The 14,346-nt window shown below is 62.3% G+C and carries 10 protein-coding genes and 1 pseudogene; 8 read left to right on the top strand and 3 right to left on the bottom strand.

The window, feature by feature from the left end; translation table 11 throughout:
- The first annotated feature begins 226 nt into the window (after positions 1–226).
- The 4 genes from NKH36_RS04700 to NKH36_RS04685 all read left to right on the top strand — a co-directional run bounded on the left by NKH36_RS04700 (position 227) and on the right by NKH36_RS04685 (position 6,592).
- Entirely contained in the window at positions 227–1,879 is a 1,653-nt protein-coding gene (locus NKH36_RS04700; RefSeq protein WP_352960466.1) for an ABC transporter substrate-binding protein, read from the top strand.
- Positions 1,880–2,106: 227 nt separating this feature from the next.
- A complete protein-coding gene (locus NKH36_RS04695; protein ID WP_352960464.1) occupies positions 2,107–3,141 on the top strand; it encodes an ABC transporter permease in 1,035 nt (344 codons plus the stop codon).
- Positions 3,142–3,153: 12 nt separating this feature from the next.
- Positions 3,154–4,311: an ABC transporter permease gene (locus NKH36_RS04690; protein ID WP_352955132.1), complete on the top strand. Its 1,158-nt coding sequence runs from the start codon at positions 3,154–3,156 to the stop codon at positions 4,309–4,311.
- 52 nt (positions 4,312–4,363) lie between these two features.
- Positions 4,364–6,592 (top strand): dipeptide ABC transporter ATP-binding protein, encoded by a 2,229-nt coding sequence (locus NKH36_RS04685; RefSeq protein WP_352960462.1) that lies wholly within the window; start codon positions 4,364–4,366, stop codon positions 6,590–6,592.
- A 13-nt stretch (positions 6,593–6,605) separates the two neighbouring features.
- Here NKH36_RS04685 and NKH36_RS04680 read toward each other — a convergent pair whose 3' ends face one another.
- Positions 6,606–7,196 (bottom strand): transglycosylase SLT domain-containing protein, encoded by a 591-nt coding sequence (locus NKH36_RS04680; protein ID WP_352960460.1) that lies wholly within the window; start codon positions 7,194–7,196, stop codon positions 6,606–6,608.
- Between the two features lie 218 nt (positions 7,197–7,414).
- On the opposite strand from NKH36_RS04680, the gene NKH36_RS04675 reads away from it, so the two are divergent.
- The 3 genes and pseudogenes from NKH36_RS04675 to NKH36_RS04665 all read left to right on the top strand — a co-directional run bounded on the left by NKH36_RS04675 (position 7,415) and on the right by NKH36_RS04665 (position 12,191).
- The gene (locus NKH36_RS04675) at positions 7,415–8,953 is read left to right on the top strand and encodes a trimethylamine methyltransferase family protein (protein ID WP_352960458.1); all 1,539 of its coding nucleotides are present in this window, start codon (positions 7,415–7,417) and stop codon (positions 8,951–8,953) included.
- Positions 8,954–9,034: 81 nt separating this feature from the next.
- Positions 9,035–11,476, top strand: a complete 2,442-nt coding sequence (locus NKH36_RS04670; protein WP_352960456.1) for a GcvT family protein — start codon at positions 9,035–9,037, stop codon at positions 11,474–11,476.
- Between the two features lie 209 nt (positions 11,477–11,685).
- Positions 11,686–12,191 (top strand): annotated as a pseudogene (locus NKH36_RS04665) (hypothetical protein).
- Between the two features lie 84 nt (positions 12,192–12,275).
- Here NKH36_RS04665 and NKH36_RS04660 read toward each other — a convergent pair.
- Together NKH36_RS04660 and NKH36_RS04655 are read right to left on the bottom strand one after the other, a co-directional pair.
- Positions 12,276–12,458: a hypothetical protein gene (locus tag NKH36_RS04660; protein WP_352960453.1), complete on the bottom strand. Its 183-nt coding sequence runs from the start codon at positions 12,456–12,458 to the stop codon at positions 12,276–12,278.
- 84 nt (positions 12,459–12,542) lie between these two features.
- The gene (locus NKH36_RS04655; protein WP_352960451.1) at positions 12,543–13,319 is read right to left on the bottom strand and encodes a VOC family protein; all 777 of its coding nucleotides are present in this window, start codon (positions 13,317–13,319) and stop codon (positions 12,543–12,545) included.
- A 176-nt stretch (positions 13,320–13,495) separates the two neighbouring features.
- Here NKH36_RS04655 and NKH36_RS04650 point away from each other — a divergent pair, with 176 nt between their 5' ends.
- On the top strand, positions 13,496–14,212 hold the full coding sequence (locus NKH36_RS04650) for a gamma-glutamylcyclotransferase (protein WP_352960449.1): 717 nt from the start codon (positions 13,496–13,498) through the stop codon (positions 14,210–14,212).
- Positions 14,213–14,346 lie beyond the last annotated feature (134 nt).

The following is a 14,346-nucleotide window of genomic DNA, read 5'->3' as shown; positions in this document are numbered from 1 at the left end:
CAGGACGTGCGGCGCTGTCGTGAATGTCTCAGTTTGATCGATGCCGGAGATTCGGACGAAATCTGCCGGGCAATAGCAATTTTGCGCCAAGACTGTCGTTATCACGCGAACTGCTTCCCTTCCAAAGTTGCACATTCCTTGGCATGTTCCCAATCCGTGCCGTTTTTGACATCATGGCCCGGATGCGGAATGGTAAAAGGCAGAAAGCCAACAATGGGAGTTCGTGATGACAATCTACAAAAGTAATGGCGATCGCGTTCCGGATCACATCCATGCAATGGCCGAAGAAGCCAGGGCCGGACGTGTCGATCGCCGCGAGTTTCTCGCTTTGGCCAGCGTCTTCGGCGCGTCCACGGCGATGGCCTATGGTATGCTCGGCCTGGCCGACCCGACGCCGGCGAGAGCCCAGGACGTACAGGGCAAGAAGGGCGGCATATTGAAGGTCGCTATGTGGATCAAGGATCCGAAGGATCCGCGCAAGGCCGACTGGTCGGAAATCGCCAATGCCGAGCGCCAGGCAATCGAGCCGTTGGTCAAGTACACAAACGAATACACGTTCCGCCCCTACCTGCTCGAGAGCTGGGACGTCAACGACGATGCCACCGAGTACACCCTGCATGTGCGCAAGGGCGTCACCTGGAACAACGGCGATCCGTTCACCGCGGACGATGTCATCTTCAACTTCAAGCGTTGGGCCGACAAGAAGGCCGAAGGCAATTCCATGCCCGGCCGTCTCGGCTCGCTGGTCAAGGACGACAAGCTGGATGAGAGCGCAGTCACCAAGGTCGACGATTTGACGGTGAAGCTGAAGCTCAGCACGCCGGATATCGCGCTCATCCCCAACGTGTGCGACTATCCCGGTCTCGTCGTTCACAAGACCTTCGACGAAAAGGGCGGCGATTTCAAAGCCTGCCCGATCGGCACCGGCCCGTTCGAGCTCGTCTCCTACGATGTCGGCCAGAAAGTCGTCTACAAGCGCCGCGAAGACAACAAGTGGTGGGACGGCGAGGTCTTTCTCGACGGCATCGAGTTCATCGACTACGGCACTGATCCGGCAGCCACGGTCAGCGCCTTCGAATCGGAAGAGGTCCATACCAATTTCGAGACGTCGGCCGACTATGTGTCGATCCTGGACGGTGTCGACCTAGTCAAGTACGAGGTGGTCACCGCAGCGACCATCGTCTGCCGGACCAACGTGGCCAACAAGCCTTACGACGACCAGAAGGTTCGCAATGCGCTGCAGCTCGCGGTCGACAACTCTGTCGTGCTCCAGCTGGGGGGTGGCAATGCCGGTACTGTCGCCGAAAACCACCATGTCGCCCCGATCCATCCGGAATATTACGAGCTGCCGAAGATTGCCCGCGATCCGGCTAAGGCAAAGGCGCTAATGGAGGAAGCCGGCCAGGCCGATTTCGAGCACGAGCTGATCACGGTCGATGAAGACTGGCACAAGAATACCGGCGATGCGATCGCCGCGCAGATGCGCGACGCCGGCATCAAGGTGAAGCGCACGGTGCTGCCGGGTTCGACGTTCTGGAACGACTGGACGAAGTATCCGCTGTCGATGACCAACTGGAACATGCGGCCGCTCGGCGTCCAGGTTCTGGCGATCGGCTACCGCACCGGAGAGGCCTGGAACGAAACCGCCTGGTCCAATCCCGAATGGGATGCCAAGCTCAACGCCGCGCTTTCGGTCGCCGACGCCGCCAAGCGCAAGGAGATGATGAAGGACATCGAGCAGATCCTGCAGGATTCCGGCATCATCATCCAGCCCTACTGGCGCAAGCTCTACAGTCACTCGGTGGCTGCCGTTAAGAACTACGCCATGCACCCGACCTTCGAGCGCGACTACGGCAAGGTCTGGCTCGACGAGGCCTGATCGGATCGATCGTGGAAGGGGCGGTCCGCCCCTTCCACCCACGCCATGCATGATTCCAGAACCGAAAGTAGGCGCAGCAAGAAAAGCGCGGACTCTTCGGATAGGGACGTGCAATAAGACAGGGTTGATCGCATTCTGAGGGTCCGTTTGACAGCCAGTTCTGCCGATAGCGGCTGAGTTGGCTCCAAGCCGGCCTCAACCCCAACCAGACCGGCAGGGGGACCGCCATGCTTTCTTTCATCCTTCGACGCCTCGGCACCATGGCACTGACGATGCTGTGCCTGACGATGGTCGTGTTCTTCCTGATCAATCTCGACCCCAATCTGAAAAAACTGGCGATCAGCCAGACCGAAATGCACACCTCGGCCGAGCAGCTCGAAAGCTGGCTGGTCAACCACGGCTACCGCCAGAATTTCTTCTCCCGCTACGGCCAATGGCTGGGTATCGTGCCCAAACAGCCAGTTACAGACCCGGCAACGGGCAACCCCGCGCGACGTTTTTCGTTCTGCAACGATCCTGTCGAGCCGACGTTCTCCGGCGTGCTACAGGGTGATTTCGGCTGCTCGACCAAGTTCAAGACGACGGTCGCGTCGAAGCTTTTCCCGGCGCTCGGCGCCACCGGTATCCTGATGTTCTGGGTGCTTGTGGTGATGGTGCCGATCTCGCTTTTGATCGGCATCCTCGCCGGCATGCGCGAAGGCTCGCGAACCGACCGGACGTTATCCGTCGCCTCGATCGCCTCGACGGCGACGCCCGAATATGTGTCGGGCGTCATTTTCACCGTCATTTTCGCCTCATGGCTCGGCCTGCTGAACGGTTCGGCGGCTTCGGCCAGCCGGGGCATCACCTTCTACAATTTCACGCTGCCTGTCATGACGCTGGCGATTTACGGCATCGGCTACATCGCCCGGATGACCCGCGCCTCGATGGTCGAGGTGATGACGCAGCAATATATCCGCACCGCCCGGCTGAAGGGCCTTTCCTTCGGCAGCGTCGTGGTCAAGCACGCGCTGCGCAACGCGCTGATCGCGCCGTTCACTGTCATTATGCTGCAATTTCCCTGGCTGCTCACCGGCGTCGTCATCGTCGAGGTGATGTTCCGCTACCAGGGCTTTGGCTACACGCTGGTCGAGGCGGCCGGCAATAACGACATCGATCTTTTGCTCGGCTGCTCCCTGGTCTCGGTGTTCATCGTCCTGATCACGCAGCTCATTTCCGATGTCGGCTACGCGTTTCTCAATCCGCGTATCAGAGTTCAATAGAGGATCGGGCGGATGCAGCTTGAATATATCGGCGCCTTCAATGTGGTGCTTGGCGTGCTTGCGCGTTTCTGGCCGGTCTGGATCGCTCTCGTCCTGGTGATGGGGGCGAGCTTTGCCTACAAGAAGAGGCTTGGCCTCTACGGTCAGCTCTTCGACAGCAGCGTCGGCATCGTCGGCGTCGGCATCTGCCTGTTCTGGCTGTTCACGGCGATCTTCGCGTCGACCATCTCGCCCTTCAATCCGCTTGTCCAGATCCCGATCATGAAGGATGCACTGCCGGGCGCGGTCGAGCCGCAATCGGGACTGGTCTACCTGTTCGGCGGCGACAAGCTTGCCCGCGACGTGTTCAGCCGCATGGTCTATGGAAGCCAGATCGTGCTGATCATCGCGCCGGCGGCGACCGGTTTCGCGCTGATGGTCGGCATCACGCTTGGCCTGCCGGCCGGCTACTACGGCGGCAGGATCGATACGGTGCTGTCCTTCCTCGCCAACCTGGTGCTCGCCTTCCCGGTGATCCTCCTGTTCTACCTCCTGGTGACGCCAGGCATCATGGAGACGCCGATTCCCTATGCGATGGCCGGCCTGTTCTTCCTGTTTCCGATCATCTTCTTCAGCGTGCTGTTCTGGACGCGCTATAAGAAGCGGCCCGACCGCCTTTACATCCTACTGGGACTGACGCTGATCATTGGCGGCTGGGTCTATGCCGGGCTGGTCTTCGATGCCGACCCGTTCAGGATCATCCATATCGATCCCAACCAGCTCAACATCTTCGTGGCGGTGGTGTTCGCCTCCAGCCCTGGCGTGTTCCGCATCGTACGCGGCCTGGTCATGGACATCAAAACGCGCGACTATGTGGCGGCGGCGCAGACGCGCGGTGAATCGCCCTGGTACATCATGCTGTGGGAGATCCTTCCCAACGCACGGGGGCCGCTGATCGTCGATGCCTGCCTGCGTATCGGCTACACCACGATCCTGCTCGGTACGCTCGGCTATTTCGGCCTGGGGCTGGCGCCCGAGAGCCCGGACTGGGGCACCGCGATCAAGGACGCCAGCCGGCTGCTGCGCTCGTTCATCCATCCGGCGCTGCCGCCGACGATCGCGCTGATGTCGTTCGTGCTGGGCCTTAATCTGTTGGCCGACTCGCTGCGTGAACAATCGATGAAAGATTGATGGACGGGTTCTCGGCCCGATATGCTTGAAAGAACAAGGATTGGAGCGACCCATGAATGAGGCAGTTCGAAATCCCGCCAAGCCGACCAATGGGCCGACCAATGGGCCGATCATCGAGATCGAGAACCTGTCGATCTCCTTCTTCACCCGCAAGGGTGAGATACCGGCCGTTATGGACTTCTCCTGCACGGTCATGCCTGGCGAAGCGATGGGCATCGTCGGCGAATCCGGCTGCGGCAAGTCGACCGTGTCGCTCGGCATCATGCGCGACCTCTCCAACATCGGAAAGATCGTCGGCGGCCGGATAAAGTTCCAGGGCAAGGACATGGGCGAACTGTCCGACGAGGAACTGCGCGCCATCCGTGGCAACAAGATCGCGATGATCTACCAGGAGCCGATGGCCAGCCTGAACCCGGCAATGAAGGTCGGCCAGCAGCTGATGGAAGTGCCGCTGATTCACGACAAGGTGTCGAAGGAAGAGGCTTATAGGCGCGCGCTGGAAATGGTGCGCTCGGTCAGGCTGCCCGATCCCGAGCGCATGATGCGCTCCTTTCCGCACCAGCTTTCCGGTGGCCAGCAACAGCGTATCGTAATCGCCATGGCGCTGCTGTCGAAGCCGGCGCTGCTCCTGCTCGACGAGCCGACGACGGCGCTGGACGTGACCGTCGAGGCCGGCATCGTCGACCTGGTCAAGGGGCTCGGCGAGAAGTTCGGCACCTCAATGATCTTCGTATCGCACAATCTCGGCCTGATCCTGGAAACCTGCGACCGCATCACGGTGATGTATTCGGGCGAAGCGGTGGAGACCGGCAAGATCAAGGACGTCTTCGACCGGATGCGCCATCCCTACACGCAAGGCTTGTTCCGCTCGATCCCGCTGCCCGGCGCCGACAAGAATTCACGGCCTCTGATCTCAATCCCGGGGCAATTGCCGCTGCCGCACGAACGGCCGAAGGGCTGCAACTTCGGCCCCCGCTGCCACCATTTCGTCGAGGGGGTCTGCAACGCCGCCGAAATCCCGATGATCGCGGTCGACGGCCATGAAGGCCATTTTTCGCGCTGCGTACGCTTCAACGAGATCGACTGGGAGGCGCTGCCACCCGGCGCCAAGAAGGTCAACGAGCGCGTCGAGCCCGGCGCGCCGGTGCTCAAGATCGAGGATCTCAAGAAGTACTACAAGGTCGGCGGCAGCGAAGTGTTCGGCTCGAGCGAAGGCCGCGTCGTCAAGGCCAACGAGACGATCTCGTTCATGGCACGCGAATCCGAGACCGTCGCCATCGTCGGCGAGTCCGGTTGCGGAAAGTCGACGCTGGCCAAGGTGCTGCTCGGACTGGAGACGGCAAGCTCGGGCAGCGTGACACTCGGCAACCAGCGGATCGAGTCGACCGGCGTCGAGAAGCGCAGCGTCGAGACGGTGTCGTCGATCCAGATGGTGTTCCAGAATCCGTTCGACACGCTCAATCCCAGCCACTCGGTTGGCTCGCAGATCATCCGCACGCTGGAAAAGTTCAACGTCGGCAATACCGTCGCCGACCGCCGCCAACGCATGCTGGAGCTTCTCGACCTGGTGAAGCTGCCGCGGGCGTTCGAGACCCGCAAGCCGCGCCAGCTTTCCGGCGGCCAGAAGCAGCGCATCGGCGTGGCGCGGGCCTTTGCCGGCGACGCCAAGGTGGTGGTGGCCGACGAGCCGGTCTCGGCGCTCGATGTGTCGGTGCAGGCTGCGGTGACTGAGCTCCTGATGGACATCCAGCGCAAGAACAAGACGACGATGCTGTTCATCAGCCATGACCTGTCGGTGGTGCGCTACATCGCCGACCGCGTCGTCGTCATGTATCTCGGCTATATCGTCGAGCAGGGCACGACCGACCAAATCTTTTCGCCGCCCTATCACCCCTATACCGAGGCGCTGCTGTCGGCGATCCCGATCGCTGACACCAGCGTAATCAAGAAGCACATCGTGCTGGAAGGCGACATTCCGTCGGCGATGAACCCGCCGACCGGCTGTCCGTTCCAGACCCGCTGCGGTTACAAGAAGCTGGTGCCTGACAATCTTTGCGAGACGCAGGTGCCGCCGGTCAAGCATCTCGGCGACGGCCATATGAGCCTGTGCTGGCTTGCTGACGATGTGCTGGCGAAAATGGAGCCGGTGATCAAATTCGACAAGGAGCATGCCGCCCGTGAGGGAGTGCCGGACGACGCGCCGCAGGGCATCGGTCCGGGCTTTGCCGGCGCGCCGCCCAAGCGTCCGCGTGGCAAAAAGCCGAAGTTGACGGATGGTTAGATCCGTGGCGCCATCAAGGCGCGCATTGGCGTAGCTGTGCGGCGTAGTCCCGGGCCATCTGCTCGGTGGCCCGCGCATAGCGCTGCACGCCGGCATCGCCGCGGTTGCCGCGGCCATAGGCCGTCCAGCCGAGATAATAGGCCAGATAGAGATTGTAGGTGTCGTTGCGGGCGACGCCGAGCGTGTCTGATGTCTTGGAATGATACCAGCCGACGAAATCGACGGCATCGGCAAAGCTGGTGCGGCGCGCCGCCCAGCTGCCGGTCTCGCTTTGGTATTGCGCCCAGGTGCCGTCGAGCGCCTGCGAGAAGCCGGTGGCGCTGGAGACACGTTTCCAGGGAATAAAACCGAGAAGCTTGGTGCGCGGCGGCCTCGCATTGCTCTTGAAGCCGGATTCCTTGCGCACAGTCGCCATCAGCACGGGAACCGGCACGCCGTGCTTCTGTTCGGCGCGTTCGGCGGCCGCCTGCCAGTTGTCGAACCAACCGTCATTCTGGTCGAACACGGCGCAAACATTGTTGATATGGCGTGGCGGCGTCGCGCAGGCCGACAACGCCAGCAGCACGGCAACAGTTACAACTTTACTAAAGCTCGACCTACCCATTGGAAGAGGATTAGGCCGAAAACATAAAAGGAATCTTGCTGCGCTCCTTAACGGCCCATCGGCCGCTTTGGTCACGGCAGAGCGAGGATAGATATTCCGACGTTTTCTGTCGCTTTTGTCGGCATGAAATTCCCGACATGCCGCCTTGGCTAAAATCACGCCCGCGGGTGGCGGATTTCTGACAGCCCGATCCTCGTGCCGGCGCTTTGATGCGCCGCATGAACGAACCGAGACGCAAGCGCGGCGCCGAGCGAACCAGCAACCGGGGACCGGCCGCCATTCCGCAACTGCCGTTGCGCCGCGTGACAAATCCCTATCCGCCAATGGCGATGCTCTCGGTCGACCAGATCGAGGCGATCCACCAGGCGTCGATGCACATTCTGGAGAATCTCGGCATCGAGGTGATGAGCCCGCGGGCGCTTTCGCTGTTCGAGAATGCTGGGGCCAAGGTCGATCAAGCATCGATGACTGTCCGCATCGACCGCGGTATGGTCGACCAGGCACTGCGGACGACGCGGTCCAGCTACACGCTGACGCCGCGCAACCCGGCCCATACCGTCCATCTCGGCGGCAACACCATCAATTTCACGCTGGTCGCGGGACCGCCCAATGTACACGACATGGAACGCGGCCGCCGCGCCGGCAACCTGCGCGACTATTGCGATCTCACCCGGCTGGCGCAGCATTTCAACTGCGTACACATGCTCGGCAACCAGGTCTGCGCGCCCGTCGAACTGCCGGCCAATTCCCGCCACCTCGACACCTATTTCGCCAATCTGACGCTGACCGATAAAAGTTTTCACGTCTCGGCGATCGGCCGCGGCAGAGCGCTGGACGGCATCGAAATGATGGCGATTTCGCGGGGCCTGAGCCTCGATCAGATGTGCGACGATCCCGGCGTCACCACCATCATCTCCGTCAATTCGCCGCGCCGCTTCGACGAGATGATGGCCGAAGGGCTGATGACCATGGCCGAGTTCGGCCAATCGGTCGCGGTGACGCCGTTCACGTTGATGGGGGCGATGAGCCCGGTGACGCTGGCCGGGGCGCTGGCGCAACAGAACGCCGAGGCGCTGTTCGGCGTGGTCTTGACGCAGCTTGTCCGCCCTGGCGCTCCGGTCATGTATGGCGCCTTCACCTCCAATGTCGACATGAAGTCCGGTGCGCCGGCCTTTGGCACGCCGGAGAACACCAAGGCCAACGTCGCCTCCGGGCAGCTGGCACGGCGCTATGGACTGCCCTACCGGACGACGCCGGGCTCGGCCTCCAACGCCGCCGACGCGCAGGGCGCTTATGAGACGCTGATGGCGCTGTGGGGGGCGGTGCTCGGCCACGGCAATCTCGTCTACCACGCTGCCGGCTGGCAGGAAGGCGGGCTGACCGCGTCGTTCGAAAAGTTCATCATCGACATCGAGATGATCCAGCACATGATGGAGTTTTTGCGCCCGATCGAAGTCAACGAGGCGGAACTCGCCGTCGAGGCGCTGGGGGCGGTGCCGACCGGCGGCCATTTCTTCGGCGAACCGCACACGCTGGAGCGCTACGCTACCGCCTTCTACCAACCGATGCTGTCCAACTGGCAGAACTACGAGGCGTGGCAGGAGGCCGGCGGGCTCGACGCCACGGCGCGGGCGACGCGGCTGTGGAAGAAAGCGCTGGAAGATCATGTCGAACCGGCGATGGATATTTCCGAGCGCGAGGCGCTGGAGGCGTATGTGGCCAGGCGCAAGGAAGCGATCGGGCAGGGCGAGCCGTGATGGCTTTGATATCGGTCCGCTCAACTCCTGTCATCCCGATTCACTTCACCCGTCCAACTCACTGAAATAACGAGAAAACCCATGAAATCGCATGCAAAGGTCGTGGTCATTGGCGGAGGTGTCGTCGGCTGTTCGGTGCTGTTCCATCTGGCCCGTCACGGCTGGACCGATATCGTGCTTCTGGAGCGTGACGAGTTGACCTCCGGTTCGACCTGGCATGCGGCCGGCGGCATGCACACGATCAATGGCGATCCCAACGTCGCCAAGCTGCAGAAATACACGATCTCGCTCTACAAGGAGATCGATGAACTGTCCGGCCAGGCGACCGGCGTGCATCTGACCGGCGGCGTGCTTCTGGCGGCGACCGAGGCGCGGCTCGACTGGCTGCGCGGCGTCGTTGCCAAGGGCCGCTATCTCGGCATCGACCTCGAGGAGATTTCGCCTGACGAGGCGGCCGAGCTGATGCCGCTGCTCGACCCGAAGCAGTTCGTCGGCGCTGTCCGCAACAAGGAGGACGGCCATCTCGATCCCTCTGGGGTCACCCACGCCTATGCCAAGGCGGCGAGGAAGCTTGGCGCCGAGGTCGAACGCTTCACCAAGGTCGAGGACATAGTGCGCCGCGACGACGGGCTGTGGCGCGTCATCACCAACAAGGGCGAGGTGGTGGCCGAGCATGTCGTCAACGCCGGCGGCCTATGGGCGCGCGAGGTCGGCCGCATGGTCGGGCTGGAACTGCCGGTGCTGGCCATGGAGCACATGTACCTGATCACCGAGGACATGCCTGAGGTCGCCGCCTGGAACCAGAAGACCGGCACGGAGATCATCCACGCGGTCGACTTCGACGGCGAGCTCTATCTGCGCCAGGAACGCGGCGGCATGCTGATGGGTACCTATGAGAAGGCCAACAAGCCATGGTCCGAATTTTCCACGCCGTGGAATTTCGGCCACGAACTGCTGGAGCCCGACATCGACCGCATCGCGCCGTCGCTGGAGGTCGGCTTCCGGCATTTTCCGGCCTTCCAGAACACCGGCATCAAGCAGATCATCAACGGCCCCTTCACATTCGCGCCCGACGGCAACCCGCTGGTCGGGCCGGTGCGCGGTTTGCCGGGCTTTTGGGTCGCCTGCGGCGTCATGGCCGGCTTTTCGCAGGGCGGCGGCGTCGGCCTGGCGCTGTCGAACTGGATGATCGAGGGCGATCCCGGCGCCGACATCTGGGCGATGGATGTCTCGCGCTACGGCGACTGGGCAACGATGGCCTACACCAACGCCAAGGTGCGCGAAAACTATTCGCGGCGTTTTTCCATTCGCTTCCCCAATGAGGAGCTGCCTGCCGGGCGGCCGCTCAAGACCACGCCGGTCTACGACCTTTTGTCGGCCATGGGCGCGCAATGGGGCGTGGCCTACGGGCTGGAAGTGCCGCTGTGGTATGCGCCCGAGGGCGTCAGGGACGAGTTCTCGTGGCGACGCTCAAGCGATTTCGAGCATATCGCAAAAGAGGTGAAAACAGTGCGGACAAGTGTCGGCCTGTCGGAAATCTCGTCATTCGCTAAATACAAAGTGACGGGCGAGGGCGCGGCAGCATGGCTCGACCGCCTGCTTGCCTGCAAGCTGCCAAAAGCCGGCCGCATGGCGCTGGCGCCGATGCTGAAGGAAGACGGCAGGCTGATCGGCGATTTCTCGCTGGCTAATCTCGGCAGCCCCAATTCCAACGGGGAGGACTGGTTCCTCGCCGGCTCCGGCATTGCCGAGCAGTATCACATGCGCTGGTTCGAGGCGCATCTGCCGCAAGATGGCTCGGTCCATATCGAGGCGCTGGGGGCGAGACTGACTGGCCTGTCGATCGCCGGACCGAATGCCCGGGACGTGCTGGCAAAAGTCACGCGGGCGGATGTGTCGAATGCGGCGTTTCCGTTCATGGCCATCCGCAAGATGGATATCGGCATGGCGGCGTGCCTGGTTGGCCGCGTCAGCTACACCGGCGATCTCGGCTACGAGATCTGGGTGGCGCCGGAATATCAGCGTGCCGCGTACCAGACCCTGATGGCGGCTGGCGAAGAATTCGGCATCGGCCTGTTCGGCTCGCGCGCGCTCAATGCGCTGCGGCTGGAGAAGAACTACGGCTCGTGGGCGCGCGAATACCGGCCGATCTATGGTCCGCTGGAGGCCGGGCTCGATCGCTTCGTCGCCTACGGGAAAGAAACCGATTTCATCGGCAAGCAGGCTGCACTGGCTGAGCGCAAGCAAGGCGGTAAGCTGCGGCTGCGCGCCTTTGTCGTCGATGCGGCAGACGCCGACGTCATCGGCGACGAGCCGATCTGGTTCGACGGCGCCGTGCGCGGCTGGGTCACGTCAGGCGGCTTCGCGCATCATTCGAAGGCGTCCGTGGCTATGGGCTACGTGCCGAAGGAAATCGCCGATGAGGCCGACGGTTTCGAGATCGAGCTCTTGGGTAAGCGCTATCCCGCGCGCGTGCGGCCGACACCGCTGTTCGACGCGAATCTCGAACGGATGCGGGGATGAAGGCGCCGTTTGTGGCGGCTCAAGCGCTGCGGCGGTTGTCCAGCGCCGTGCTCGATGAACTGCAACGCGGTCATGATGCGCAGAATACCCAGCACCTGCGGTTGGCCTGCCATCAACAGCCGGTGATTGGGATGTTCCTCGTCCTTTTATTCTATCTAAGATTGCATAAAGATCGCTATAGTTGTATTGAAAGCCAGACACTCCAAACCATGTGGGTTCCGTTTGCCATGAGAAAAGTCCTCGTCAGCCTATTCGCCATCCTTGCAGGCACCAGCGTCGCCATGGCCGACGACGCCGGCTGTGCTGCTTTCAAATGGCCGGTGACGCGCGAGGAGGCCCTGTTTGCGGCGGCGCCCGCCGCGCAGTCCGGCGCTGACCTTTCGGTCGGCGAGGCTGCAGATGTGGCGTTGGTGCCGGTCGACACGATCAGCTTCACTGTTCCGCCGGAACGCGCGCCGGCAGCCGGTACATTCGGCGCGACGGCAAGCGTGGCCGTGCCCCCGGAGGGAGAGCTCCAGATCAGCCTGTCCGATGAGGCCTGGATCGATGTCGTTCAGGACGGCAAGCCGTGAAGTTGGCGGCTTTCAGTGGTATGAAGACCTGTCAGGGGATCCGCAAGAGCGTGCGCTTCAAACTGGACGCCGGCCCGGCGACCATTCAGCTCAGCGGCGCCAGGAAAGAGACCCTTAAGGTTGCGGTGCTGGCGCCGGAATGACTTTGCGCCCTGAGGCAATTCATTTGCCCGCATCGCACCAAAGGTGCGGTGCGGCTGTTCAATTTTGATAGGTATCGGGCTGGTTCAGTGCCCCGGCGCGATCAGCGCGAGAGGCGGGCGAACCGCCGCCATGGGCACGATAGATTTCGCCTGAAGAACATCACCCGGATCGAATGGTACTTCGGCTCCCCGAAGCTCTTTCGCTAACTCGCGCTCCCAATTCTTGTCGTCGCCGAACGACACATAGCCGATGCCGCGACCGTCCAACTTAACGGCGCCAAAAGGCCGGTCTCAAAATTGCGGTGCTGACGCTGGAAAGATCCAGCGGCAGCACTCGGTTGGTCAGGACGCCTACCGCACTGGCCCCGTCAGCGCGAAATGAGCGCCTTGCGGATCCGTGCACTGCACGATCCAGCCGCCGCCGGGGACCTCCATCGGCCCCATCAGAATCTCGCCGCCATTATCGGTCACCCGCTTGGCCGCCGCGTCGATGCTAGGTACATTGAAATAGAACAACCAGACCGGCGCGGGAATCTGCTCGGGCTTGTTCATCATGCCGCCAATAGGTTCGCCGCCGGCGGCGAAGAGCTGGTAGATGCCCATCGGCCCCATATCCATGGCGTCGCCCTTGGTCCAGCCGAACTGGCCGGAATAGAAATCGAACGCAGCCCGCCAGTCGGTCGTGTAGAGTTCATGCCAGCCGACATGGCCGGGAGTGGTGGCCGGCACCGGCGGCTGGTCGGGGCCATCCGGCTGCAGGAAGTTGAAGGCCGCGCCTTGCGCATCGGCGACGACGGCAAAGCGGCCGACGCCCGGAATGTCATCGGGTTCGCGATGAACCGCACCGCCGGCTTCCTTCAACGATTTCGTCGAAGCGTCGACATCCCTGGTGTGGATGTAACCGATCCAGGCCGGCGGCATACCCATTTTGCGCACTTCGTCCGGCTGCGCCATCAGCCCGGCAACGCCGCGCTCGCCGACATTCATGACGATATAGCGCGGCATGCCGGGCGCGCCCTCGAAGGGTTGCGCCTTCCAGCCCACGACAGCGGTGTAGAACGCTTCGGCGGCGTCGAGATCGGTGGTCATCAGCTCGTACCAGAAAAAGGGCATCGGGGATTTTGGCATTGTCGTGCTCCTTGGGTTTCCAGTTATCGATCATGCGTGATCCATCGAGGACGATCCTCGCGACGGAATTCCGACATCTGGGCCAGAAATCGATGGCGGCAAGGCGCCCCTCGTTCGCAATCTTGCGCATGCTGCGGTTTTCGACTTTGCTTATCGTCAACGGAGAGTGTTGATCCATGCGCCGGATGTCGCTCACTTCAGAGCTTGTCGCGCTATGCCATCGGGAGGAAACCGATCCCGGTCCCGATGGCAGCTGGACGCAACTGAACGATGAGGATTTCCAAACCCTTGCGTCGCGGCTATCTGATGAAGCAGACGCCGGCCCGTTGTGGGTGTTCGCCTATGGCTCGCTGATCTGGAAACCGGCCTTCGAGTCCGTCGAGCGACAGCGCGCCACCGCTTTCGGCTGGCATCGGTCCTTCTGCCTCGACATCGCTCGCTGGCGCGGCAGCGCTGCGCAGCCGGGACTAATGATGGCGCTCGAACGAGGTGGGCGATGCGAGGGTGTGATCTACCGCTTGCCGGAGGGGGAAAAGTTGCTGCAGATCGAAAGACTGTTGCGGCGCGAGATCGACGATCACGAGAGCGTCGGCTCTGTCAGATGGCTTCCGGTGCGTACGGCTCAAGGTTCACTGCGGGCGCTGGGCTTCTGGGTCGGTGTGACCGGCAGGGGGACGTCGCTCAACCAGCCGCTGGAGAGGGTAGCGCAAGTGCTGGCGCGGGCGTGCGGGCATGTCGGGTCCGGCGCCGAATATCTCTACAACACCGTCCATCATCTGGAAGAATTCGGCATTCGCGACCGCAATCTGTGGCGGCTGCAGGAACTGGTCGCGAACGAGATCAGGTCGATCCATAGCCGTGCCCTTGAAATCGATCTCCTTTCTGCGCCCTGAGCGACGACGTTCGCATCGAGCACGCCGGACCAGATGCTGCGTGACATCAACAGTCAGATCACCGCTACTCCGGGCGCTGAAACCGCGGACAGGATCCTGATGCCGTATTCGTGCTGCTAGACAGCTCGGCGCGC

Source organism: Mesorhizobium sp. M1312, assembly GCF_040318115.1.
Classification (GTDB): Bacteria; Pseudomonadota; Alphaproteobacteria; order Rhizobiales; family Rhizobiaceae; genus Mesorhizobium.
Note: the sequence above shows the minus strand (reverse complement) of the source record. Positions and strands in the feature narration are given on the sequence as shown.